26 protein-coding genes and 1 riboswitch are annotated in these 23,332 nt (G+C 70.4%); of the genes, 7 read left to right on the top strand and 19 right to left on the bottom strand.

Annotated elements, in window-relative coordinates; genetic code table 11:
- Positions 1 to 4: 4 nt before the first annotated feature.
- From N6H00_RS22575 to N6H00_RS22560, 4 genes are all read right to left on the bottom strand, one after another.
- Positions 5 to 1,339, bottom strand: a complete 1,335-nt coding sequence (locus N6H00_RS22575; RefSeq protein ID WP_268973642.1) for an NADH-quinone oxidoreductase subunit D — start codon at positions 1,337 to 1,339, stop codon at positions 5 to 7.
- Entirely contained in the window at positions 1,339 to 2,091 is a 753-nt protein-coding gene (locus N6H00_RS22570; RefSeq protein ID WP_268973641.1) for an NADH-quinone oxidoreductase subunit C, read from the bottom strand. The genes N6H00_RS22575 and N6H00_RS22570 overlap by 1 nt, the downstream gene beginning before the upstream one ends.
- An 88-nt stretch (positions 2,092 to 2,179) precedes the next feature.
- Positions 2,180 to 2,734, bottom strand: a complete 555-nt coding sequence (locus N6H00_RS22565; protein ID WP_268973640.1) for a NuoB/complex I 20 kDa subunit family protein — start codon at positions 2,732 to 2,734, stop codon at positions 2,180 to 2,182.
- Positions 2,735 to 2,766: 32 nt separating this feature from the next.
- A complete protein-coding gene (locus N6H00_RS22560; RefSeq protein ID WP_030834888.1) occupies positions 2,767 to 3,126 on the bottom strand; it encodes an NADH-quinone oxidoreductase subunit A in 360 nt (119 codons plus the stop codon).
- A gap of 700 nt (positions 3,127 to 3,826) precedes the next feature.
- Here N6H00_RS22560 and N6H00_RS22555 point away from each other — a divergent pair.
- A complete protein-coding gene (locus N6H00_RS22555) occupies positions 3,827 to 4,642 on the top strand; it encodes a C40 family peptidase (protein WP_268973639.1) in 816 nt (271 codons plus the stop codon).
- Positions 4,643 to 4,745: 103 nt separating this feature from the next.
- Here N6H00_RS22555 and N6H00_RS22550 read toward each other — a convergent pair whose 3' ends face one another.
- Positions 4,746 to 5,165, bottom strand: coding sequence for a CBS domain-containing protein (locus tag N6H00_RS22550; RefSeq protein WP_268973638.1), 420 nt, complete (start codon positions 5,163 to 5,165; stop codon positions 4,746 to 4,748).
- A 239-nt stretch (positions 5,166 to 5,404) separates the two neighbouring features.
- Between N6H00_RS22550 and N6H00_RS22545 the strand changes: the two genes are divergently transcribed.
- Positions 5,405 to 6,187, top strand: coding sequence for a VOC family protein (locus N6H00_RS22545; protein ID WP_268973637.1), 783 nt, complete (start codon positions 5,405 to 5,407; stop codon positions 6,185 to 6,187).
- 82 nt (positions 6,188 to 6,269) lie between these two features.
- Here the strand turns inward: N6H00_RS22545 and N6H00_RS22540 are convergent, their stop codons facing one another.
- From N6H00_RS22540 to N6H00_RS22515, 6 genes are all read right to left on the bottom strand, one after another.
- Positions 6,270 to 7,595, bottom strand: a complete 1,326-nt coding sequence (locus N6H00_RS22540) for a geranylgeranyl reductase family protein (RefSeq protein ID WP_268973636.1) — start codon at positions 7,593 to 7,595, stop codon at positions 6,270 to 6,272.
- A gap of 135 nt (positions 7,596 to 7,730) precedes the next feature.
- Positions 7,731 to 8,423, bottom strand: a complete 693-nt coding sequence (locus N6H00_RS22535; protein ID WP_268973635.1) for a demethylmenaquinone methyltransferase — start codon at positions 8,421 to 8,423, stop codon at positions 7,731 to 7,733.
- Positions 8,424 to 8,477: 54 nt separating this feature from the next.
- Positions 8,478 to 8,927, bottom strand: coding sequence for an imidazolonepropionase-like domain-containing protein (locus tag N6H00_RS22530; RefSeq protein ID WP_268973634.1), 450 nt, complete (start codon positions 8,925 to 8,927; stop codon positions 8,478 to 8,480).
- The gene (mqnC, locus tag N6H00_RS22525; RefSeq protein WP_268973633.1) at positions 8,927 to 10,126 is read right to left on the bottom strand and encodes a cyclic dehypoxanthinyl futalosine synthase; all 1,200 of its coding nucleotides are present in this window, start codon (positions 10,124 to 10,126) and stop codon (positions 8,927 to 8,929) included. The genes N6H00_RS22530 and mqnC overlap by 1 nt, the downstream gene beginning before the upstream one ends.
- A 107-nt stretch (positions 10,127 to 10,233) precedes the next feature.
- Positions 10,234 to 11,970 (bottom strand): serine/threonine-protein kinase, encoded by a 1,737-nt coding sequence (locus N6H00_RS22520; protein WP_268973632.1) that lies wholly within the window; start codon positions 11,968 to 11,970, stop codon positions 10,234 to 10,236.
- 119 nt (positions 11,971 to 12,089) lie between these two features.
- Positions 12,090 to 12,947 (bottom strand): menaquinone biosynthetic enzyme MqnA/MqnD family protein, encoded by an 858-nt coding sequence (locus N6H00_RS22515; RefSeq protein WP_432280754.1) that lies wholly within the window; start codon positions 12,945 to 12,947, stop codon positions 12,090 to 12,092.
- Between the two features lie 356 nt (positions 12,948 to 13,303).
- Here N6H00_RS22515 and N6H00_RS22510 point away from each other — a divergent pair, with 356 nt between their 5' ends.
- Positions 13,304 to 13,507 (top strand): cold-shock protein, encoded by a 204-nt coding sequence (locus tag N6H00_RS22510; protein WP_009715975.1) that lies wholly within the window; start codon positions 13,304 to 13,306, stop codon positions 13,505 to 13,507.
- Between the two features lie 225 nt (positions 13,508 to 13,732).
- Positions 13,733 to 14,890: a lipase family protein gene (locus tag N6H00_RS22505; protein ID WP_268973630.1), complete on the top strand. Its 1,158-nt coding sequence runs from the start codon at positions 13,733 to 13,735 to the stop codon at positions 14,888 to 14,890.
- A 28-nt stretch (positions 14,891 to 14,918) separates the two neighbouring features.
- Here N6H00_RS22505 and N6H00_RS22500 read toward each other — a convergent pair whose 3' ends face one another.
- Positions 14,919 to 15,533, bottom strand: coding sequence for a TetR/AcrR family transcriptional regulator (locus N6H00_RS22500; protein ID WP_268977074.1), 615 nt, complete (start codon positions 15,531 to 15,533; stop codon positions 14,919 to 14,921).
- A gap of 223 nt (positions 15,534 to 15,756) precedes the next feature.
- Between N6H00_RS22500 and N6H00_RS22495 the strand changes: the two genes are divergently transcribed.
- Both N6H00_RS22495 and N6H00_RS22490 read left to right on the top strand, forming a co-directional pair.
- Positions 15,757 to 16,773, top strand: a complete 1,017-nt coding sequence (locus N6H00_RS22495) for an alpha/beta hydrolase (RefSeq protein WP_268973629.1) — start codon at positions 15,757 to 15,759, stop codon at positions 16,771 to 16,773.
- An 8-nt stretch (positions 16,774 to 16,781) separates the two neighbouring features.
- Positions 16,782 to 16,847: riboswitch (guanidine-III (ykkC-III) riboswitch) on the top strand.
- A 31-nt stretch (positions 16,848 to 16,878) separates the two neighbouring features.
- The gene (locus N6H00_RS22490; RefSeq protein WP_268973628.1) at positions 16,879 to 17,199 is read left to right on the top strand and encodes a DMT family transporter; all 321 of its coding nucleotides are present in this window, start codon (positions 16,879 to 16,881) and stop codon (positions 17,197 to 17,199) included.
- A 55-nt stretch (positions 17,200 to 17,254) separates the two neighbouring features.
- Here the strand turns inward: N6H00_RS22490 and N6H00_RS22485 are convergent, their stop codons facing one another.
- From N6H00_RS22485 to N6H00_RS22460, 6 genes are all read right to left on the bottom strand, one after another.
- A complete protein-coding gene (locus N6H00_RS22485) occupies positions 17,255 to 18,580 on the bottom strand; it encodes a dicarboxylate/amino acid:cation symporter (protein ID WP_268973626.1) in 1,326 nt (441 codons plus the stop codon).
- Between the two features lie 346 nt (positions 18,581 to 18,926).
- On the bottom strand, positions 18,927 to 19,214 hold the full coding sequence (locus N6H00_RS22480) for a DUF4229 domain-containing protein (RefSeq protein ID WP_268973625.1): 288 nt from the start codon (positions 19,212 to 19,214) through the stop codon (positions 18,927 to 18,929).
- Positions 19,215 to 19,298: 84 nt separating this feature from the next.
- Positions 19,299 to 19,823, bottom strand: coding sequence for a GNAT family N-acetyltransferase (locus N6H00_RS22475; protein WP_268973624.1), 525 nt, complete (start codon positions 19,821 to 19,823; stop codon positions 19,299 to 19,301).
- A gap of 67 nt (positions 19,824 to 19,890) precedes the next feature.
- The gene (locus tag N6H00_RS22470; protein ID WP_268973623.1) at positions 19,891 to 20,550 is read right to left on the bottom strand and encodes a UdgX family uracil-DNA binding protein; all 660 of its coding nucleotides are present in this window, start codon (positions 20,548 to 20,550) and stop codon (positions 19,891 to 19,893) included.
- 82 nt (positions 20,551 to 20,632) lie between these two features.
- Positions 20,633 to 21,826, bottom strand: a complete 1,194-nt coding sequence (mqnE, locus tag N6H00_RS22465; RefSeq protein ID WP_268973622.1) for an aminofutalosine synthase MqnE — start codon at positions 21,824 to 21,826, stop codon at positions 20,633 to 20,635.
- Positions 21,827 to 21,855: 29 nt separating this feature from the next.
- Positions 21,856 to 22,317, bottom strand: a complete 462-nt coding sequence (locus N6H00_RS22460) for an Lrp/AsnC family transcriptional regulator (protein ID WP_268973621.1) — start codon at positions 22,315 to 22,317, stop codon at positions 21,856 to 21,858.
- Between the two features lie 115 nt (positions 22,318 to 22,432).
- Here N6H00_RS22460 and N6H00_RS22455 point away from each other — a divergent pair, with 115 nt between their 5' ends.
- Positions 22,433 to 22,609, top strand: coding sequence for a hypothetical protein (locus N6H00_RS22455; RefSeq protein ID WP_268973620.1), 177 nt, complete (start codon positions 22,433 to 22,435; stop codon positions 22,607 to 22,609).
- 11 nt (positions 22,610 to 22,620) lie between these two features.
- On the opposite strand, the gene N6H00_RS22450 is transcribed toward N6H00_RS22455, so the two are convergent.
- Complete coding sequence (locus tag N6H00_RS22450) at positions 22,621 to 23,295, bottom strand: UbiX family flavin prenyltransferase (RefSeq protein ID WP_268977073.1); 675 nt, start codon at positions 23,293 to 23,295, stop codon at positions 22,621 to 22,623.
- Positions 23,296 to 23,332 lie beyond the last annotated feature (37 nt).

The raw sequence follows: 23,332 nt of genomic DNA, 5'->3' as shown, positions 1-23,332 counted from the left end.
GCACTCACCGGTCCACTCCTCCCATCACGGGGTCGATGGACGCGACGGCGACGATCACATCGGCGACCTGGCCGCCCTCGCACATCGCCGCCACGGCCTGCAGATTGGTGAAGGACGGGTCGCGGAAGTGGACGCGGTACGGGCGGGTGCCGCCGTCGCTGACCATGTGTGCGCCCAGTTCGCCCTTGGGCGACTCGACCGTCGCGTACACCTGTCCGGGCGGGACCCGGAATCCCTCGGTCACCAGCTTGAAGTGGTGGATCAGGGCCTCCATCGAGGTGCCCATGATGTTCTTGATGTGGTCCAGGGAGTTGCCGAGGCCGTCCGGACCGAGCGCCAGCTGTGCGGGCCAGGCGATCTTCTTGTCCGCGACCATCACCGGCCCCGGTTCCAGCCGGTCCAGGCACTGCTCGACGATCCGCAGCGACTGGCGCATCTCCTCCAGCCGGATCAGGAAGCGGCCGTAGGCATCGCAGGTGTCGGCGGTCGGCACCTCGAAGTCATAGGTCTCATAGCCGCAGTACGGATCGGACTTGCGCAGATCGTGCGGGAGTCCGGTGGCCCGCAGTATCGGACCGGTCACGCCGAGCGCCATGCAGCCGGCGAGGTCGAGATAGCCGACGTCCTGGAGCCGTGCCTTGAAGATCGGGTTCCCGGTGGCCAGCTTGTCGTACTCGGCCATGTTCTTGCGCATCGTCTTCAGGAAGGCCCGGATCTGGTCGACCGTGCCCGGCGGCAGATCCTGCGCGAGACCGCCGGGCCGGATGTACGCGTGGTTCATCCGCAGGCCGGTGATCAGCTCGTAGATGTCCAGGATCATCTCGCGGTCACGGAAGCCGTAGATCATGATCGTGGTCGCGCCGAGTTCCATACCGCCGGTGGCGATGGCCACCAGGTGCGAGGAGAGCCGGTTGAGCTCCATCAGCAGCACCCGGATCACCGAGGCCCGGTCCGGGACCTGGTCCTCGATGCCGAGCAGCTTCTCGACGCCCAGGCAGTACACCGCCTCGTTGTAGAAGGGCGTCAGATAGTCCATGCGCGTCACGAAGGTGGTGCCCTGCGTCCAGTTCCGGAATTCGAGGTTCTTCTCGATTCCGGTGTGCAGATAACCGATTCCGCAGCGGGTCTCGGTGACCGTCTCGCCGTCGATCTCCAGGATCAGCCGGAGCACCCCGTGGGTGGAGGGATGCTGCGGACCCATGTTGACGATGATCCGCTCGTCGTCGGCCTTCGCCGTGGCGGCCACGACCTCGTCCCAGTCGCCGCCGGTGACGGTGTAGACGGTGCCTTCGGTCGTCTCGCGCGCGGACGCCGAGGGGGTTGCGTGGGGGGCAGTCATCAGCTGTACGACCTCCGCTGGTCCGGAGCCGGGATCTGGGCGCCCTTGTACTCGACGGGGATGCCGCCGAGCGGGTAGTCCTTGCGTTGCGGGAAGCCCTGCCAGTCGTCGGGCATCATGATCCGCGTCAGCGCGGGATGACCGTCGAAGATCAGGCCGAAGAAGTCGTAGGTCTCGCGCTCGTGCCAGTCGTTGGTCGGATAGACATCGACGATCGACGGGATGTGCGGATCGCTGTCGGGGGCGCTCACCTCCAGCCGGATCACCCGGTTATGGGTGATCGACCGCAGGTGGTAGACGGCGTGCAGCTCACGGCCCTTGTCACCGGGGAAGTGCACTCCGCTGACGCCGGTGCACAGTTCGAAGCGGAGCGCCGGGTCGTCGCGCAGGGTCCGGGCGACCCGCGGCAGGTGCTCGCGGGCGATGTGGAAGGTCAGCTCACCGCGGTCCACGACGGTCTTCTCGATGGCGTTCTCGGGGAGCAGCGACTGCTCCTCGAGCGCGCCCTCGAGTTCGTCGGCGACCTCGTCGAACCAGCCCCCGTACGGCCGGGTGGCCTGGCCGGGCAGCCGTACGGGGCGCACCAGCCCGCCGTAGCCGGTGGTGTCGCCGCCATTGTTGGCGCCGAACATGCCGCGCTGGACGCGGATGGGCTCGCCCTGGTCGCCGCGACGACCGGGGAGGTTCTCGGCATTGAGGTCCTGGTCCGGGTTGACCCCGTTGGGTCCGTTGACCCCATTGGCCTCAGTCAACGTGTCCCTCCGTTCGCTTCTCCGCCCACGAGGCGCAGAGGTGCGGCCATCGTCGTCGTCTGCGGCCCGGCGGCCTCGTGCGCGTCGCTCACCGAAGCAACCCCTTCATCTCGATCGTCGGCAGCGCCTTCAGCGCCGCTTCCTCCGCCTCACGGGCCGCACGCTCGCGGTTGACGCCGAGCTTCTCCTCGCGGATCTTCTGGTGCAGCTTGAGGATCGAGTCCATGAGCATCTCGGGACGCGGCGGACAGCCGGGCAGATAGATGTCGACCGGGACGATGTGGTCGACGCCCTGGACGATCGCGTAGTTGTTGAACATGCCTCCGGAGGAGGCGCAGACGCCCATGGAGATGACCCACTTGGGGTTCGGCATCTGGTCGTAGACCTGGCGCAGCACCGGGGCCATCTTCTGGCTGACGCGCCCGGCGACGATCATCAGATCGGCCTGGCGGGGCGAGCCGCGGAAGACCTCCATGCCGAAGCGCGCGAGGTCATAGCGCCCGGCGCCGGTGGTCATCATTTCGATGGCGCAGCAGGCCAGGCCGAAGGTGGCCGGGAAGACGGAGGACTTGCGAGCCAGACCGGCGGCCTGTTCCACGGTGGTGAGCAGGAACCCGCTCGGCAGTTTCTCTTCGATACCCATGCGATGTTTCCCCTATCTCCTCTTGAGCCCCTTTAGTCCCACTCCAGGCCGCCGCGTCGCCATACGTAGGCGTAGGCGACGAAGACGGTGAGCACGAAGAGGAGCATCTCCACGAGCCCGAACAGGCCGAGGGCGTCGAAGGTGACGGCCCAGGGGTAGAGAAAGACGATCTCGATGTCGAAGACGATGAAGAGCATCGCCGTCAGGTAGTACTTGATGGGGAAGCGCCCACCGCCGGCCGGATGCGGAGTCGGCTCGATGCCGCACTCATAGGCTTCGAGCTTGGCCCGGTTGTAGCGCTTGGGGCCGATGATCGCGGCCATGAGCACCGAGAAGATCGCAAATCCTGCCCCGAGGGCTCCCAGTACGAGGATGGGCGCGTATGCGTTCACCGTCCTCGCTCCCTTCAGTCGACGATGACTGGTTGGCGGACCGCACGGACATGCCGTCGCCCCACGAAGATCGCGCACATGTGAGGCAGTTCACAAGCCCGTTTCGCCTGCATCCTATGCCCGTCGGTCTGTGATCTGCGACACGGGGTACGACAACGTCTTTGTGATCTCCACCACCTGACGAAGGATCATGAAGTCGGATGAGCGGCGATCTTGTACGTGAAGCATCCGAACGGCCACGAGACGTGACATTCGGAGATGTCATCACAGGTGAGCGCGTCGCGCCCTTACCAAGACATGGTACATACATGCAAATTTGCGATGGACAGCGTCAGCTGATATTCGGCCGCCATCCTCATGAGTGACCTTGGTCCCGGCACCGATTGATCACCGGTTCGCGCACGCGTTCACGAGCGAGCCGGGAGTGGTCCGGGGGGAGTGAGGTATCCCACGCCCGAACTGGTTGTGGATCTCGGATTCACGGGAATCCTTTGTACGCGGGCCGCATCAGTGGTAGGCCGCCCGCAGGCACCGCATGGCCGTCAAATGCCGTGCGTAGACACATGATCGAGAAATTCGGGCATGCGGGCCGAGCGCGCGATGAAGATCATTTATCCCAGATTTTGAGCGTGTTCACGCCAAATGTGGCGGACCCCACTTTTGTTGATCTGGGCCCAATGGCCCTGGTAGCCAGTGACCTATGTCCCCAGTCGCACACATACCCAGCCACCGGAAGCCCCGCCGTGCCGCGTCCACACGCGCACTCCGCGCAGGGGTGACCGGTGGCTTCCTCACCCTCGCGGTGGCCGGTGCCGCCGTGCCCGCCTCCGCCACGGAGTCGAACGCTGCTGCCGCCGACTCGACCGTGGAGATGCCGACCGTCAGCGCCACGCTGGCGAGCACGGCCGCCCAGACCGCCGACGCCACCCAGCAGGCCGCGTCCGACTACGAGCTCCAGGCGCAGCAGGACGAGGCGGCCGCGCACGCCAAGACCGCCGCCAAGAAGGCCAAGGCGGAGGCCGACCGCAAGGCGAAGGAAGCCCGGGAGGCGGCCCGTAAGGCGGCCGCCAAGCGCGCGGCCGAGGCGAAGGCCCAGGCGGCGAAGGCGTCGCGATCCGCCGAGCGCACCACGCTGTCCACGGCCAGTGTCAGCAACGCCTCGGGCAATGTCGCCGCGCTGATCGGCTTCCTGAAGGCGCAGCTGGGCAAGGCGTATGTGATGGGCTCCACCGGTCCGTCGTCCTACGACTGCTCCGGGCTGACCCAGGCCGCCTTCAAGCAGATCGGCGTGAGCCTGCCGCGGGTCTCCCAGGACCAGTCCACCGCCGGCACCCAGGTCTCGCTGGACTCCCTCCAGCCGGGCGACCTGCTCTACTGGGGCAGCGCGGGCAGCGCGTACCACGTCGGCGTCTACATCGGCGACGGCAAGTTCATCGGCGCCCAGAACCCGAGCACCGGCATCGTCGAGCGCCCGCTGGACTACGACATGCCCACCGGGGCCGTGCGCGTCCTGTAAGGCGCTCGCCGAGCGTTTCCACAAGGCGTTCGCCGAGCGTGTTCCGCACGGCTTTCGCCCGTCACGGGGCCGCCGTCCCCAGCGCGGACGGCGGCCTCACGACTTATTGCGCGTAGACCTTCTCCACGAACTCGCCGAGGAGGTCGTCGCTGAGGTGATGGGCCAGATCCGCCTCGGAGATCATTCCGACCAGCCGCTTGTTCTTGTCGATCACCGGCAGCCTGCGGATCTTGTGCTGTTCCATCTCCCGCAGGACGTCCCTGACATCGGCGTCCGCGGGGATCCAGCGCGGGGTGCCCTTGGTGAGCCGGCTCACCGGCGTCTGGGACGGGTCGCAGTTGTCCGCGATGCAGTCGATGACGATGTCGCGGTCGGTCACGATGCCGCACAGCCGCTCGTTGCTGTCGCTGACCGGCAGGGCCCCCACCTCCAGGTCCCGCATCAGCTGGGCGGCCCGCAGCACCGTCTCGTTCTCCGGTATCCACTGCGCGCCCGGGTGCATGATGTCCGCTGCCTTGGTCATGGTGTACCTCCTGACAGGCCCACCGGTGGCGGAGCCGGCCCTGTGGGCCCGATCGATCCGGCGTCGCCGCGGCTGGCGCGCACGGCGCCCCTGCCTTCATTGTCACCACCGGCCCGTGGCGCCGTCATGTCGAGCCCGGCGGCGGCCGTCGGTGGCCGGTGCCAGACTGAGTAATGAGGTAATCCGAGGACTTCGAGAAGTTTGTGCGCCTTCGCGCCCGACCGTCGAAGGAGCGCCCCATGCTCACCACCGATTACGTGCCCGGCGCCCCCAACTGGCTGGATCTGGGCGCCTCCGACATCGAAGCGGCCGCGGCCTTCTACGGCTCCCTGATGGCCTGGCACTTCGAGTCGGCCGGCCCCGAGGCGGGCGGGTACGGCTTCTTCACCCTGGACCGCAAGACCGTCGCGGCCGTCGGGCCGCTCACCGAGGAGGGATCACGGCCCGCCTGGACGCCGTACTTCCACACCCCTGACGCCGAGGCGACCGCGAAGACCGTCGAGCAGGCGGGCGGCAAGGTGCGGCTGGCCCCGTTCGACGTCTTCGAGGAGGGGCGGATGGCCCAGTTCACCGACCCGGGCGGCGCCCGCTTCGCCGTCTGGCAGCCCGGCAGGACGGTGGGGCTGGACGCGGTCACCGACCCGGGCACCCTGTGCTGGACCGAGCTGCACTCCCCCGAGCCCACCAGGGACCTGGCCTTCTACCGCAAGGTCTTCGGCTGGGACACCGAGGAGATGTCCTTCCCCGGCGGGGCGTACACGGTGCTGATGACGTCCGGCGCCGGCCGGGAGGGCGCCTTCGGCGGCGCCGCCCAGCTCCAGGAGGGGCGTTCGACACCGCCGCAATGGCTGCCGTACTTCGAGGTGGCGGACTGCGACGCGGTGGTCGCCAAGGGGCAGGACCTGGGCGGTTCGGTGCTGATGCCGGCCATGTCGGCCGAGGGGGTCGGCCGGATGGCCTGGCTGACGGATGTGGGCGGGGCGCCGTTCGGCGTCATCACCAGCGGCGGGCCGGGCGCATAGCCCCCGGACCGCTGGACGTGCCTGTCGGGCGCGGGCGGACCGTCAGCCGGACCCTCACGGCCCAGCCGGGGCCCCAGGCCCCTCAGGCCCGCGGGGCCACCTTGGTGAGGGCGTTGATGATGCGGTCCATGGCGTCGCCGCCGGTCGGATCGGTCAGGTTCGCCAGCAGTTTCAGGGTGAACCGCATCAGCATCGGATGCGTCAGCCCGCGCTGCGTCGCCAGCTTCATGACCTTCGGGTTGCCGATCAGCTTCACGAACGCCCGGCCCAGCGTGTAGTAGCCGCCGTAGGTGTCCTTGAGGACCTTCGGGTAGCGCTGGAGGGCCAGTTCGCGCTGGGGGGCGGTGGCGCGGGCATGGGCCTGGACGATCACGTCCGCGGCGATCTGCCCGGATTCCATCGCATAGGCGATGCCCTCGCCGTTGAACGGGTTGACCATGCCGCCCGCGTCACCGACGAGCAGCAGGCCGCGGGTGTAGTGCGGCTGCCGGTTGAAGGCCATCGGGAGCGCGGCGCCGCGGATCGGGCCGGTCATGTTCTCCGGGGTGTAGCCCCAGTCCTCCGGCATCGAGGCGCACCACGCCTTGAGGATCTCGCGCCAGTCGAGCTCCTTGAAGGAGGACGAGGTGTTGAGGACGCCGAGGCCCACATTGCTCGTGCCGTCGCCCATGCCGAAGATCCAGCCGTAGCCGGGCAGCAGCCGGTCCTGGGGCCCCCGGCGGTCCCACAGCTCCAGCCAGGACTCCAGATAGTCGTCGTCATGGCGGGGCGAGGTGAAGTACGTCCGCACGGCCACGCCCATCGGCCGGTCCTCGCGCCGGTGCAGCCCCATGGCGAGCGAGAGCCGGGTGGAGTTGCCGTCGGCGGCGACGACCAACGGCGCGTGGAAGGTGGCGGGCGCCTTCTCCTCGCCCAGCTTCGCCTCGACCCCGGTGATCCGGCCGGTCCGCTCGTCGACGATCGGGGCGCCCACATTGCAGCGCTCGTACAGCCGCGCCCCGGCCTTCTGTGCCTGCCGCGCCAGCTGCTCGTCGAAGTCGTCGCGCTTACGGACCAGGCCGTAGTTCGGGTACGCGGCCAGCTCCGGCCAGTCGAGCTGCAGCCGCACCCCGCCGCCGAGGATCCGCAGGCCCCGGTTGCGCAGCCAGCCCGCCTCCTCGGAGATGTCGATGCCCATGGCCACGAGCTGCTTGGTGGCGCGCGGGGTCAGACCGTCACCGCACACCTTCTCGCGCGGGAAGGCCGTCTTCTCCAGCAGCAGCACGTCCAGCCCCGCCTTGGCGAGGTGGTACGCGGTGGTGGAGCCGGCCGGCCCGGCGCCGACGACGATGACATCGGCGCTGCGCTCCGAGATCCCGGAGGACGCGCTCTCGGTGGGTGCGGTCTCGCTCACGCGGGGTCTCCCCATGCCTCGGTAACGGCGTGCCGGTCGCGCCGGGCACTGGACGGTTGCAGTCTATGGGGGGCGCGTTCCGGCACTCGCGAAGGGCCGCCCCCGCCGCCTTACGGCGCGCATGACCGCCTTACGGCAGCCACGGCCGCCTTACGGCTTGTACGCCCGGTGCAGGGCCACCACTCCGCTCGTGAGGTCGCGCCAGGCCGGCCGCTCCCAGCCGGCCGATCGCAGCCGGGCGGCGAGACGGGGCTGGTCGGGCCAGGTGCGGATGGACTCGGCGAGGTAGACGTACGCGTCCGGGTTGCTGCTGACCGACCTCGCGATCGGCGGCAGCGCGCGCATCAGGTACTCGGTGTAGACCGTGCGGAACGGCTCCCATGTCGGGTGGCTGAACTCGCAGATGACGAGCCGTCCGCCGGGCCGGGTCACCCGCAGCATCTCGCGCAGCGCCCCTTCGGTGTCCTGGACGTTGCGCAGCCCGAAGGAGATCGTGACGGCGTCGAAGACCCCGTCCGCGAAGGGCAGCCGGGTCGCGTCGCCCGCCGTCAGCGGCAGCCGAGGGTGGCGCTTCTTGCCCTCCCGGAGCATCCCGAGCGAGAAGTCGCACGGCACCACGTAGGCGCCCGCCGTCCGGAAGGGCAGCGAGGACGTTCCCGTACCGGCGGCGAGGTCGAGCACCCGCTCACCGGCGCGCGCGTCCACGGCGCGGGCGACCGCCTTGCGCCACAGCCGGGCCTGCCCGAGCGACAGCACATCATTGGTGAGGTCGTACTTGGCCGCCACGCCGTCGAACATGGCGGCGACTTCATGCGGCTGCTTGTCCAGGGATGCTCGGCTCACGCCCCCATTGTTCACCTCGTGCGCCCCGCGCCCCCGCCCGGGGCCCGCCCGGGTTCAGCGGCGCCGGTGCACCAGCCGCCCCGCCACCACCGTGGCCAGGCAGGCGCCGTCCGCGTCGAAGACGGCCAGATCCGCGCGGCCCGCCGGGGCGAGGACGGGCGGCCGCGGCCGGTCCAGGACGGCGATGCCGCCCCGGTGGGCGGCCGCGCGCAGCTCGGGGTCCCCGAGGTGCCGCGCGAGGACGGCGGTCGCCCCCTGCCGCAGCAGGGCGTGGATCCGCTCCCGCGGGGTGGGCGCATCCGGCACCGGGCCCTCGTGGACCAGGGCCGGGCCGAGCTCCCCGGGCCACTCCCGCACCCGGGCCCGCGGATAGGCGCGTCGCAGCTCGTCCAGCGGGCCGATGGCCGCGACGCGGTCTCCGTCGACCGCGACGGCCGCGTCGTGCAGCGGCGCCGCGTCATCGGTGGTGGTCCGGACGACGGGCGCCGAGTGGAGCGTGAGCATCAGGACGCCTGGATCACCGTCAGCTCGGGGTGGGCGGTGCCACCGTCGATCGCGGTCGAGGACAGATGCGAGACGACATGGTCGTCGACCGGGTCGTTCGCCGGGTCGTCGTGCACCACCAGGTGTTCGTACGTCGTCGCGCGCTGGGCGGGGACCCGGCCGGCCGCGCGGATGAGATGGAGCAGCTCCATCCGGTTGGAGCGGTGGCGGGCGCCCGCCGAGGAGACCACGTTCTCCTCCAGCATCACCGAGCCGAGGTCGTCCGCCCCGTAGTGCAGCGCCAGCTGGCCGGCCTCCTTGCCGACGGTCAGCCAGGAACCCTGGATATGGGCGACGTTGTCGAGGAAGAGCCGGGCGATGGCGATCATCCGCAGGTACTCGAAGACGGTCGCCTGCGTGCGGCCCTTCAGATGGTTGTTCTCGGGCTGGTAGGTGTACGGGATGAAGGCGCGGAAGCCGCCGGTGCGGTCCTGTACGTCCCGGATCATGCGGAGGTGCTCGATCCGCTCGGCGTTGGTCTCGCCGGTGCCCATCAGCATGGTGGTGGTGGACTCCACGCCCAGGTTGTGGGCGGTCTCCATGATCTCCAGCCAGCGCTCACCGGACTCCTTCAGCGGTGCGATGGCCTTGCGCGGCCGCTCCGGCAGCAGTTCGGCGCCGGCGCCCGCGAAGGAGTCCAGCCCGGCCGCGTGGATCCGGCGGATGGCCTCCTCGACCGAGACGCCCGAGATCCGCGACATGTGCTCGACCTCGGACGCCCCCAGCGAGTGGATCACCAGCTGCGGGAACGCCGCCTTGATGGCCGAGAAGTGCTTCTCGTAGTACTCCACGCCGTAGTCCGGGTGGTGGCCGCCCTGGAACATGATCTGGGTGCCGCCCAGCTCGACGGTCTCCGCGCAGCGCCGCAGGATGTCGTCGAGATCGCGGGTCCAGCCCTTCCCGGTGTCCTTGGGCGCGGCGTAGAAGGCGCAGAACTTGCAGGCCGTCACGCAGACGTTGGTGTAGTTGATGTTCCGCTCGATGATGTACGTCGCGATGTGCTCGGTGCCCGCGTAGCGACGGCGCCGGACCGCGTCGGCCGCGGCCCCCAGGGCGTGCAGCGGAGCCGAGCGGTAAAGGTCGAGCGCCTCTTGCGGGGTGATGCGGCCCCCCTCGGCGGCGCGGTCGAGGACTGCCTGCACCTCTGCGTTTGCGGACACCGGGGCGTACCTTTCGGAGGTTTATGGGTGGACCGACCCAGCGTACGCCAGCTCCTGTACGCCTGTACGAGTACGTGTCCCGCGCGTCCGAGCCCCCGCCTCCGCGCTCATTTGAGCTTGCGAAGGGTGCCCGTGGGGTCACCCGCCTGCTTGTCCTTCGCCTTGTAGCTGAGCGTGTCGTCGGAGGTGAGGGTGAACTGCTCGTCGGTCGAGGCGTCGCTGCACCCCTGCTGGGGCTCGGAGCCCTTGAGGCGCGCGTCCAGGTGGAGTTGTTTCGGTGTCGCCGAGACCAGCTTCCAGGTGCTGACGCAGCGCAGCACCGACAGCTTGACCCGGCCGCTGGCGACCTCCTGCCCCGTGCGGCCCTGCCGGAAGGTGATCGTCAGGGTGCCCACGGGGATACCCGAGTCGGAGGTCAGATCGCCCTGCCAGGTGCCGAGGAACGCCTTGGGCACGGCGCCGCTCCCGGAGCCGGTGTCGGTGTCGCCGTCTCCCGGCGTCTTTCCCGTGGCGGACGGGCGGGTCTGGCCGGCGCTCTGGTCGTCATGGCCGCCGCCGTCTCCGGGCAGCACGCTGAAGAGCACGGCGGCGGTCGTCGCGACGGCCAGCGCGCCCGCGACGGACAGCACAAGGGTGCAGCTCAGCGCCTTGGGCCGGTTCTTACCGCCGACGGCGGCGGAGAGCGCGACCCTGCGGCCGCCCGGTTTCGACGACGGCGGTGCGGGGAGCGGAGGTCTGCCCGGCTGGTCGTTCGCGGGCAGTCCGTTCCCGTACGACGGCTCGGACGGCAGCCCGTTCCCGTACGACGGCTCGGGCGGGCGCCCGTTCGCGTACGACGGGTCGGGCGGGCCGAAGGCGCCCAGCGGGGGCGGGGCGGGGGTGGGCGGCGGGGTCGGGGAGTCCCCGGCGGACGGCTCGGCGTCGTCCGCCGGGGCCACGGTCTCCGCCTCCAGGTCGAGCAGTTCCACCACCTGCCGGCCCACCCGCTCGACCAGCGCCCCCGGCAGCCAGCCCGGCCGGGCGAGCGCCGAGGCGCCGTCCGCCGGGGAGAGGCGCCGCACGATCTGTTCGGGGGTGGGGCGGTCGGCCGGGCTCTTGGCGAGGCACGCGGCCACCAGATCGCGCAGCTCCCCGGTCAGCTCAGGGCCGAACCGGGGCTCGTCGTGCACCACCTTGTAGAGCAGCGCGGCCGAGCTGTCCCCCGGGAACGGCGGCTCACCGGTCGCCGCGTACGCCAGCACCGCGCCGAGGGAGAAGACATCGGCCGGGCCGCCGACGTTCTCGCCCAGGATCTGCTCGGGCGCCATATAGCCGGGCGAGCCGATGGAGGCACCGGTCGAGGTCAGCGACACGGTGCCCTCGGTGGCGCGCGCGATACCGAAGTCGATCAGACGCGGACCGTCGAGCGCGAGCAGCACATTGGAGGGTTTGACGTCGCGGTGGACCAGGCCGAGGGCGTGCACCGCGGCCAGCGCCTCCGCGAGCCCCGCGCCCAGGGCCCGCACCGACGACTCGGGCAGCGGGCCCTCGTCGGCCACGGCCTGGCTGAGCGGGGGGCCCGCCACATAGCCGGTGGCCACCCACGGAACGCGTGCCTCCGGGTCAGCGTCGAGCACCGGTGCGGTGAAGGCGCCGCCGACCCGGCGCGCGGCGTCGACCTCGCGCCGGAAGCGGGCGCGGAACTCCTCGTCCAGCGCGAAATGGGCGTGCACGACCTTGACCGCGACCGTGCGCCCGCCCGCGCTGCGTCCCACAAAGACCCGGCCCATACCGCCCGAACCGAGCCGTCCCAGCAGCCGGTACGCGCCGATGACCTGCGGGTCGTCCGCTCCCAGCGGATCCATCGCGTTTGCCTCCCCCTCCGTGAGCCGGTCCAGCTTAGGCGGTGTACCCGCCGTCCACTGAAGGCCCATGTGAAGGTCCATGGTCTCCGGGAGGGTGCAGGCCCATGGTCTCCGGGAGGTCAGGTCAGCAGCTCGACCCGGACGTCCGCCGGGTAGCCGGTCGTCGGCCCCGTAAGGCGGGCGAACTCGGTGATGCCCTTCAGCTGCGCCTCGCCGAGGCTGAAGTCGAGGGTGGTGAAGTAGCGCTCCAGCACCGACGCCTCGAGCCGCTCCCAGCGCGCCGCCTGCTCGGCGACCTTGCCGACCTCTTCGAGGGAGAGGTTCCGCGAGGACAGGAACGCCTGGTGCACCGCGTGGACGATTTCCGGCTCCCGCTCCAGATAGTCGCGGCGGGCCGCCCACACCGCGAAGACGAAGGGGAGTCCCGTCCACTCCTTCCACATCTGCCCCAGGTCGTGGACCTGGAGGCCCAGCTCGGGCGCATCGTGCAGATTGGCCCGCAGCGCGGCGTCGCCGATCAGCACCGCCGCCTCGGCCTCCTGCATCATCAGGCTGAGGTCGGGCGGGCAGGTGTAGTAGTCGGGAGTGATCCCGTACCGCTCGGCGAGCAGCAGCTCGGCCAGGCGTACGGAGGTGCGCGAGGAGGAGCCGAGCGCGACGCGCGCCCCGTCCAGCCGCTCCAGCGGCTGCTGCGAGACGATCACACAGGACATCACGGGTCCGTCGCAGCCCACCGCGATGTCGGGCAGCGCGACGAGATCGTCGGCACTGCGCAGATACTCCACGAGGCTGATCGGGCCGATGTCGAGATCACCACGGACCAGCAGGTCGCTGAGCTCGTCGGGAGATGCCTTGGTGAGCTCGAAATCCAGGAGCGATCCGGTCCTGGCGAGGCCCCAGTACAAGGGCATGCAATTGAGGTACTGGATGTGGCCCACTTTCGGTCGGCTGAGCCGATGACCCACAGGAGGGCTGATGCTTTCGGGGGCGTCCTGTGTACTCCGTGAGGGGGAACTCGGTGAATTGTCCACGTCTCGGAGGCTAGCCCCGCCGGCCCCGGGGAATGGCGGCGGGGTGGTCCGTTAGCCTTGTCTTCACTGGTCACCAGCCGCACGACCTGCGGCCTTATCCACCTCAAGAGCCAGGGAAACCCCTCGTTTTCGTGATCTTCGGCTCTTTCCCAGCGCACACGCAGCGTGCTAAGCTCGCCGCAAGTTGCAGTTTGGTTTCCTTGCAGTACAGAGCCTGCGGAGCATGTAACCGCAGGCTTTTGTAGTTTTCAGACTTCTTGCAGGTTCTGGAGCAGGGCAACCCTTTGGCCCAAGGAGGGCTTATGGCTACCGGAACCGTCAAGTGGTTCAACGCCGAGAAGGGCTTCGGCTTCATCGCCCAGGACGGCGGCGGCCCCGATGTCTTCGTTCACTACTCCGCGATCAACGCGAGCGGCTTCCGTTCTCTTGAGGAGAACCAGGCCGTGACCTTCGACGTCACCCAGGGCCCGAAGGGCCCGCAGGCGGAGAACGTCAGCGCGGTCTGATCCAGCAGCACCACCCAAGGAGCCCTGCTCCCCGCTCGCCGGGAAGCAGGGCTCCTGCCTTTTCGCGCCCGCGGCGTGGAGGACGACAAGGCGCTCACACACCGTACGCGTTCGGCGACGCACCGCTGACATATGCACCCGATCGGGCTACCGTCATCCGAGGGACGAGCGGTGGCGGCCCGTCAATCCGCTCCCCCTTCCAGCGGAACCACTGGGAAGAGCCGTATGCGCATCCACACCACCGTGCTCGCCGCCCTCGCCGCCCTCGCCGGCCTCGCCGTCCTGGCCCTGACCCCCGCCCCGGCCACCGGAGCCGACGCCGGTGGCAGACCGGGCGACGTCGTCAGCTCGGCCCCCACCGCCTTCCGCACCCAGCCCGGTGTGGCGACCGCGACCAAGGCCTGGCGCATCGCCTACCGCTCGACCACCGCCACCGGCCGCCCCGACGTCGTCTCCGGCACGGTCATCGTCCCCGACGACGGCCGACAGGGCCCCCGGCCGCTCGTCACCTGGGGCATCGGCGCCGTCGGCCTCGCCGACGGCTGCGCGGTGTCCGGCCGGTTCCCGCAGGGCACCGTGCGCGAGGCCCAGCTGATCCACCTCGCACTGCGCCGCGGCTGGGCCGTCGCCGTCACCGACTACGAGGGCCTGGGCACCCCGGGCGACCACACGTATACGGTCGGCCGGTCCGCGGGCCATGCCGTCCTGGACGCGGCGCGCGCCGCCCAGCGCCTCCCCGGGGCCGGGCTCTCGCCCGACGCGCCCGTGGGCGTCGTGGGCTACTCACAGGGCGGCCAGGCGGCCGGCTGGGCCGCCGAGCTGCACGCCTCGTACGCCCCAGAACTGCGGCTGAAGGGCACGGTCGCCGGAGGCGTGCCCGCCGACCTGCCCACCACGCTCGCCCACAACGACGGCGGGACCGGCGCCGGGCTCGCCCTTATGGCGCTCGCCGGACAGGACGCGGCCTTCCCCGAGCTGCGGCTCGACTCGTACCTCAACGACCGGGGCCGCGGCCAGGTGGACTTCATGAAGCGGAACTGCGTCCCCCTCAGCACCGTCGCCCGGCTCTTCCGGCACAGGTCCGAGGTGACCGTAAGGGACCCGCTGGCCGACCCGGCCTGGCAACTCGCGCTGCGCGAGTCCTCTCTGGGCACCCGCTCCCCCGACCGCCCCGTCCACCTCTACCAGGGCGCGGCGGACGAACTGATTCCGTACCAGGTCGGCGCGGCGCTGCGGGACCGCTGGTGCGCCCTGGGCGCACCGGTGGAGTGGCGGCACTATCCGCTCGACCATGTCGACACGGCGCTGGCCGGGATACCGATCGCCCTGGACTGGCTGGCCGCCCGGCTGGCGGACGAGCCGACGCGGGGCACCTGCGCCTGACGCCGCGCCCACCCCGCCGGACCGCGCGTCAGCCGATCCTCTCGGGCGTCCACTCCTGCCCGCGCAGGAGGTTGCCCAGCCCGGCCCACGCGAAGTTCATCAAGGTGGCCGCGGCCTCCTTGGCCGAGGGCCCGCCCGCTCTCCTGTCCCCCGCCCAGTCCGCGAGCGACTCGGCCGCGCCCACCAGGGCGTGTGCGAGCCCGGCCACCTCGGTGCCCGCGAGTGTCCCAGCGTGCGCCGCCCCGCGTGCGTGCTCCCGCGCCGCTGCCCCGATCAGCTGCGTCACGAACGCCACGATCTCCGCCCGCATCGCGGCCACTTCCCGTGCGTAGGGCTGCCCCTGGGTACGCGCCTGGAGGTGCAACAGCGTCCATCCGTCGGGGTGTTCGGCCGTATGCGCGAAGAAGCCGCTCAGCCCGCTCCACAACTGCCGGTCGGCGGACGCGTCCCGCTCCACGGCGGCCCGCACGGCGGTCACCAGTGCCGCGGCCTCGCGCCGTATGCAGGCCGTGAACAGCTCTTCCTTGGAGTTGAGATAGAGGTAGACCAGCGGTTTGGAGACCCCGGCCAGCTCGGCGATCTCGTCCATCGAGGCGTTCTGGTAGCCGCTGCGCGCGAAGGCCCGCACCCCCGCGTCCAGCATCTGCTGCTCCCGCACCGCCCGTGGTACGCGCTTGCTCCTCGTCGCCCCGCCCACGCAGGCCGCCCCCTTCGATCGTGCCCCCCGCACACATATCGCGGGTAAGCCTACGTGGGTCCGCCGTCAGCGCCCTTGCCACCGCCGCCCGCCGACATCAAAGTTTCAACTGACCACGCACCGTGTCCCGTTCAGCTCCGCAACGCAGCGCCGCGAAGGAGAACGAACGATGCCGAACCGCCGCCGAGCCGTCACCGCGCTGACCGCGCTGGCCGCCGTACCGCTCCTCCCCGCCCCCGCGGAAGCCCGTTCCCCGGAGCCCGGCTCCTCCAGGGTGCGTTCCCCGGAAGCCCTCGCCGGACGCCGGACGGCCGACCGCGCGCGCCTGCTCGCCGCGGACCGCGTCAGCGAACGCGTCCTGGACCTGACCATCGACTCCCCCGCCCTGGGCCGCGAGGGCCATGCCCGCGTCCTCCTCCCCACCGGCTACGACCGCGGCCCCCACCGCCGCTGGCCCGTCCTCTATCTCCTGCACGGCTGCTGCGACCCGGGCCCCGGCTGGGAGGCATGGACCCTCAACACCGATGTCGAGGGCATCACCGCCGACGTCCCGGCCCTGATCGTCTCCCCCGAGGGCGGTCCGGTCGGCTTCTACTCGAACTGGTGGAACGGCGGCCACTATGGCCCGCCCGCCTGGGAGACCTTCCACCTGGCCGAGCTGCGCCCCCTCCTGGAGCGCGCCTTACGGTGCAACGGCCGCCGCGCGATCGCCGGTCTGTCCATGGGCGGCTTCGGCGCCCTCTGCTACGCCGCCCGCCACCCCCGCCTCTTCCGCGCGGCGGCCTCCTTCAGCGGCGTCATCCACACCACCGCGGACCCCAGCGGCGTTCAGGACATCCTTACCGGCTACGGCACCGACCCGGCGGACCTGTGGGGAGATCCCGCCGCCCAGTCCGCGCTCTGGGACGCTCACAACCCGTACGCCCTCATCCCCCGGCTCCCCCGCGGCTACCCGCTCTACCTCTCCTGCGGCAACGGCGCCCCGGGCCCCCTCGACCCGCCGGACCGTCCCGAGGACAGCCTGGAGCGCGGCCTCGGCGAGATGGCCCGCGCTTATCTGCGCCGCGCCCGCGGCCACGGCCTGGCCGTCACCGCCCACCTCTACGGCCCCGGCACCCACACCTGGCCCTACTGGGAACGCGAACTCATCCGCGCCCTCCCCCTCCTCACCGCCCCGCTCACCTGACGCGCCGGGGTTTGCTACGGTCGGGAACCACCCGACGAGACGCGCCGTACCGGGACCCGCAAAGACGACGCACCCCGTAACGAGAGACTTCACGGAGGTGCCGTCATGGCATGGGTCCTGCTGCTCACGGCCGGGCTGTTCGAGATCTGCTGGTCGATCGGCATGAAGCTGAGCGACGGCTTCACCCGGCTGTGGCCCAGTGTGATCACCGTCGCCGGTGTGATCGTGAGCATGGGGCTGCTGAGCGTGGCCGTGCGGAGCCTGCCCATCGGCACGGCCTACGGCGTCTGGGTCGGCATCGGCGCGGTCGGCACCGCGCTGCTGGGCATGGTCCTCTTCCACGAACCGGTCACCCCGGCCCGGGTCTTCTTCCTGCTCCTGCTGGTGGTGGCGGTCGTGGGCCTGGAGGCCACGGCGGGCGAGTGAACGGCGGTGCCCCCGGACCTCGAGGGTCCGGGGGCACCGTCGGCCGGCAGGCGCGTTACGCGGCGGCCAGTCGGCGCTCCGGCTCGTCGCTGTCGTCCAGCGGGGACGCGCTGGCGTGGGCGTAGGCGTCGCGGTCGAGGATCTTCTCGCGGGCCGAGACGATCACCGGGATCAGCGACTGCCCGGCCACGTTGGTGGCGGTCCGCATCATGTCCAGGACCGGGTCGATGGCCATCAGCAGGCCGACGCCCTCCAGGGGGAGGCCCAGGGTGGAGAGGGTCAGGGTCAGCATGACCGTGGCACCCGTAAGGCCGGCGGTGGCGGCGGAGCCGATCACGGAGACGAAGGCGATCAGGAGGTAGTCGCCGACACCGAGGTGGACGTCGAAGATCTGGGCGATGAAGATCGCGGCGATCGCCGGGTAGATCGAGGCGCAGCCGTCCATCTTCGTCGTCGAGCCGAAGGGCACCGCGAAGGAGGCGTACTCCTTGGGGACGCCGAGGCGCTCGGTGACCTTCTGGGTCAGCGGCATGGTGCCGACCGAGGAGCGGGAGACGAAGGCGAGCTGGATGGCGGGCCAGGCGCCCTTGAAGAAGCTCAGGGGGTTGACCTTGGCGACCGTCGCGAGGAGCAGCGGGTAGACGCCGAACATCACCAGCGCGCAGCCGATGTAGATGTCGGCGGTGAAGGTCGCGTACTTGCCGATCAGGTTCCAGCCGTAGTCGGCGATGGCGGTGCCGATCAGGCCGAGGGTGCCCAGCGGGGCGAGGCGGATGACCCACCACAGGGCCTTCTGCAGCAGTTCGAGCACCGACTGGCTCAGGGTGAGGATCGGCTGGGCCTTCTCGCCGAGCTGGAGGGCGGCCACGCCCGCGACGGCGGCGATGAAGACGATCTGGAGGACGTTCAGCTCGGTGAACGGCGTGATGACGTCGGTCGGCACGATGCCGGTGAGGAAGTCCAGCCAGGAGCCCGCGTGGTCGGGCTTGGCGCCGTCCTTGGGGGTCAGGTCGGTGCCGGCGCCGGGGTTGGTGACCAGGCCGATCGCGAGGCCGATGGCCACGGCTATGAGCGAGGTGGCCATGAACCACAGCAGGGTGCGGGTCGCCAGCCGAGCGGCGTTGTTGACGTTCCGCAGATTGGTGATCGAGATCAGGATCGCGAAGAACACCAGCGGGGCGACGGCGAGCTTCAGCAGCTGGACGAAGATCGATCCGATCTTGTCGAGCGTGGTGACCAGCCAGCCGACATCACCGCTGCGGGCGATCCAGCCGAGCACCACACCGAGGACGAGCCCCAGCAGGATCTGGGCCCAGAACGGCACCTTGGGCAGGCGGAAGGACGACGGCCCCTGGGGGGCCGCCTTGAGGGCGGACGACAACGGACACACTCCGGGGGAGGTAGGAGAGCGGGGAGAGAGCCAGGAGTCCGTACGGGATCTCCGGCCGCTGGACATGAGGTGGGTCAGCGGCGGCGACAGGCCGCGGACCGGCAGCGGCAAAGATCGATGTGCAGGCGCGCCACGAGCGGAACGCTCGCGGAGATGAGGGGCGCGGCTGCTGTCTTCATGACAAGTACGTTAACACTGCCGCTTTGGGGAACCCAAAGGGTTTCTTTGACTTCTGAGGGGCGGAAACACATCAACGCCCCTTCTGCCAGCGGAAGCTGACACAAGGGGCGCCGCGCGGTGTGCCGGGGGTGTGAGGAGCGTTACAGCCCCGCGCCGGTCAGACGCCGTCCTCCTGGCTCTGGTTCGCGGCCAGCCGCTCCTTGGCGCGGTCCACCTTCTCGGCGACCTGGACGGCCATGGCCTCCCGTGGCTTGCGCAGCATGACCCAGCTGAGCGGCGCGGAGACGACCAGCGCGAGCAGCGCCACCCAGAAGAGGTTGGAGTCGCCGAGGCCGGAGGGCAGCACCCGGAAGTAGACCAGGGCCCAGATGGCCAGGAAGGAGCCGACGAAGATTCCCAGGCGCATGAGGGTGTAGCGGAACGCGGCGCTCGGCGTGAAGGACACGAGTCGTCCTCTCTCTGCTGGGGCTTCTGCTGGGGTTTCCGCTGGGAAAACCTGTCCTCCCAGTGAACCACGCCCGGTTTCCGATCAATTCAGCGGCAGCCACATGGTGACGTCGTCCCGGAAGTCGTCGTCCGCGACCCTGATCGCCTCGGGCACCCGCCCGACCTCCTTGTAGCCGCACGCCTCGTAGAAGCGGTCCACCCCGGTGCCGCCGCGGCAGGTGAGCCGGATGCCCTGGATGCCGTCCATACCGCGGGCGGCGCCCTCGGCGGCGGCCATAAGGGCGCGGCCCTGTCCCTTGCCCTGGTGGGAGGGGTGCACCATCACGGTGTAGAGCCAGCACCAGTGGCGCATCAGCCGGTGGGTGTTGAAGGTGAAGAAGGCGGTGGCGGCCACCGCGCCGCCCTGGTCGCGGCCGATGAGCAGACGGCTGCGGCCCTCCGCCATCGCGGCGAGGTGCTTGAGCAGATCGGGCCGTACGTCGTCCTTGGCCACGGGCGGCAGGAAGCCGACGGCGCCCCCCGCGTTCGAGACGTCGGCCCACAGGGCGCAGATGGAGTCGAGCAGCTCAGGGGTGGTCTCGGGGTCGAGTTCGAAGCGCAGGGACATGCGGCCGACGATACCTACGGGCGGTCGGCGCCCTCGCCGCGCGAACCCCTTACGGGGCGGTGGCCGGCTAGCCGAGCACCTCCGCCGCGACCCTCAGGTCCGCCACCAGGCCCCCGTAGACCGCCTCCCGGTCATCGGCCCGCAGCACCGCCGACGGGTGGATCGTGGGGACGACCAGCCCGCCGCGCGCCGGTCCCGACGCGTCGCTCTCCAGCCGCGTCCCGCGCTGCTTGGTCACCCGGAACGACGGGCCCAGCAGCGCCTTCCCCGCCGTGGCGCCGAGCGCCACGATCACCTCCGGCTCGATCAGTTCCACCTCGGCCTCGAGCCACGGCCCGCAGGCGGAGATCTCGCGCAGGCTCGGCGGCTTGTGGATGCGCCGCTTGCCGCGCTCGGGGACGTGGGTGAACTTGAAGTGTTTGACGGCGTTGGTGATGTATGTCTCGTCCGGGTCGATCCCAGCCTCGTCCAGGGCCCGGTCGAGGACCTTGCCCGCCGGGCCCACGAAGGGCTTGCCCTGCCGGTCCTCCTGGTCGCCCGGCTGCTCGCCGACGAGCAGGACCCGGGCGGCCGGATCTCCGGCGCCGAAGACCGTGCGCGTGGCGGCGCGGTGCAGCGGGCAGCCGTGGCATCCGGCCGCCGCCTCCCGGAGCGCGCCCAGGTCGGCGCCCTCCGGGACGAAGGGGGCGGCGGTGTACGCGTCCTCGGGGCTCTTCGTACCGGCCATGGGCCCCGGGTGCCCCGCTCGGCGGCCGTCAGACATCGGGCCGCCGGGCGGGACGGGTCAGACCCGCGGCGGGCGGGACGGGTCAGACCCGCATCGGCTGCGGGGCCTCGCGCCGGGCCGGGTCCGGACCCTGGTACTCGCGGATGATCTCGTAGCGGGTGTTCCGCTCCACCGGCCGGAAGCCGGCGTCCTGGATCAGCTCGAGCAGATCGTCACGGGTGAGCTTGTTGGGCGTCCCGTAGTTGTCGGCGTCGTGGGTGATCTTGTACTCGACGACCGAGCCGTCCATGTCGTCCGCGCCGTGGTTGAGCGCGAGCTGTGCGGTCCGCACGCCGTGCATCACCCAGAAGACCTTCACATGCGGCACGTTGTCGAACAGCAGCCGCGAGACCGCGAAGGTCTTCAGCGCCTCCGCGCCGGTGGCCATGGTGGTGCGGGCCTGGAGCCGGTTGCGGATCTTGCCGTCCTTCATGTCCACGAAGTCGTGCTGGTAGCGCAGCGGGATGAAGACCTGGAAGCCGCCGGTCTCGTCCTGGAGCTCACGCAGCCGCAGCACGTGGTCCACCCGGTGGCGGGGCTCCTCGATATGTCCGTAGAGCATCGTGCACGGGGTCTTGAGGCCCTTCTCGTGCGCGAGCCGGTGGATGCGCGACCAGTCCTCCCAGTGGGTCTCGTGGTCGACGATGTGCTGCCGGACCTCCCAGTCGAAGATCTCGGCGCCGCCGCCGGTGAGCGACTCCAGCCCGGCGTCGATCAGCTCGTCGAGGATCTCGGAGGCGGACAGTCCGGAGATCTTCTCGAAGTGGTGGATCTCGGTGGCGGTGAAGGCCTTCAGCGAGACCTGCGGAAGGGCCTCCTTGAGCGCCCTGAGCGACCGCGGGTAGTAGCGCCAGGGGAGGGTGGGGTGCAGGCCGTTGACGATGTGGAGCTCGGTGAGGTTCTCGTTCTCCATCGCCTTGGCGAGACGGACGGCCTCCTCGATGCGCATCGTGTACGCGTCCTTCTCGCCGGGCTTGCGCTGGAAGGAGCAGTACGCGCAGGACGCGGTGCACACGTTCGTCATGTTGAGGTGACGGTTGACGTTGAAGTGCACGACGTCGCCGTTCTTACGGGTGCGCACCTCGTGGGCGAGACCGCCGAGCCAGGCCAGGTCGTCGGACTCGTAGAGGGCGATGCCGTCCTCCCGGGAGAGCCGCTCACCCGCGCGGACCTTCTCTTCCAACTCCCGTTTGAAACCCGCGTCGTGTGTGGTCGCCGTCACGCGGTCACCTCCCATACGTCTGCTGATGTCAGCCTTCGCCGAGACTACGCCTCGATGTCCTCGGGAAGTTCGCCGACCCGGTTCTCCCACTTGGTGGAGAGCACGATCGTGCTGCGGGTGCGGGAGACGCCCTTGGTGCCGGAGAGCCGGCGGATGGTCCGCTCCAGACCGTCCACGTCGGAGGCGCGCACCTTGAGCATGTAGGAGTCGTCGCCCGCGATGAACCAGCAGTCCTCGATCTCGGCGAGCGCACGCAGCCGGTGGGCCACGTCCTCGTGGTCGGTGGCGTCCGAGAGCTGAATGCCGATCAGGGCGGTGACCCCGAGCCCGAGCGAGGCGGCGTCGACGGTCGCGCGATAGCCGGTGATCACCCCGGCGGCCTCCAGGCGGTTGATCCGGTCCGTGACGCTGGGCCCGGAGAGGCCGACCAGCCTGCCGAGTTCCGCGTACGAGGCCCGGCCGTTCTCCCGCAGGGCCTGGATGAGCTGCCTGTCCACCGCGTCCATAAGCACGTACGCCTTCCATTATTCAGAGTTTGAGCGATATTACATGTAGAATCTAAGGCATCAGGGCCACAAGCCCTGTAAATCTTTTAGGCGATCGACCTGTATCCCTCAGGAGATGAGACTCACCGTGTACACGATCGAGGGTCTTGAGGCCCGCATGCTCGAGCTGCGGGACCTGGCCAACCGCTCGCGTGCAGCCCGTACCACCGGCCGGCCCGCCTCCCGTGCGGCCCGCCGCGCGGCCGTCGTCGCGGCCCGCGCCGCACGCACCAGGCGGCGCTGGACCCGCTAGGGCGACAGGCCCTAGGCCGTTCCCCGACCCCGGTCCCCACCGAGTTCCCCCTCCCACCGGCGGTACAGCTTGTGCGGCACCCCTGCCGCGTCCAGCGCCCGCCCCGCGACGAAGTCCACCAGATCCTGGATGTGCGTCGCCCCCGCGTAGAACGCCGGCGAGGCGGGCAGCACCACCGCGCCCGCCTCGTCCAGCGTCACCAGAGCCTTCAGCGTCTGTCCGTTCAGCGGCGTCTCACGCACCGCCACCACGAGCGTGCGCCGCTCCTTGAGCGTGACGCTCGCGGCCCGCTGGAGCAGATCCTTCGACAGCCCGAGCGCCACCCCGGCCACACACGCGGTGCTCGCCGGGACGATCAGCATCCCCTTGGTCGGGTACGAACCGGAGGACGGCCCGGCCGCCAGGTCCCCGGCCGCCCAGTGGCGCACATCGGCGACCGCCGAGGGCACCTCGAAGGCGTCCGGCGTGCCGTCCGCACCGCGCGCCAGCCAGCGGCGCAGATCCTCGCGCCAGTGGGCGTCCCGGAACGCGATCCCCGTCTCGTCCAGCAGCGTCAGCCGTGACGCCCGGCTCACCACCAGGTCGACGGCCTCCCCCGCCGCCAGCAGCGCGCGCAGCACCGAGGCGGCGTACGGCGTCCCAGACGCACCGGACACACCGACCACCCAGGGACGGCGCCGGCTCACTTCTTCGTGCGGCCCGTACCGCTCATGCGGTCCGTAA

The sequence above is a fragment of the Streptomyces sp. S465 genome (genome assembly GCF_026898115.1).
GTDB lineage: Bacteria > Actinomycetota > Actinomycetes > Streptomycetales > Streptomycetaceae > Streptomyces > Streptomyces luomodiensis.
The sequence above is the reverse complement of the archived record's forward strand: the minus strand, read 5'-3'. Positions and strand labels throughout refer to the sequence as shown.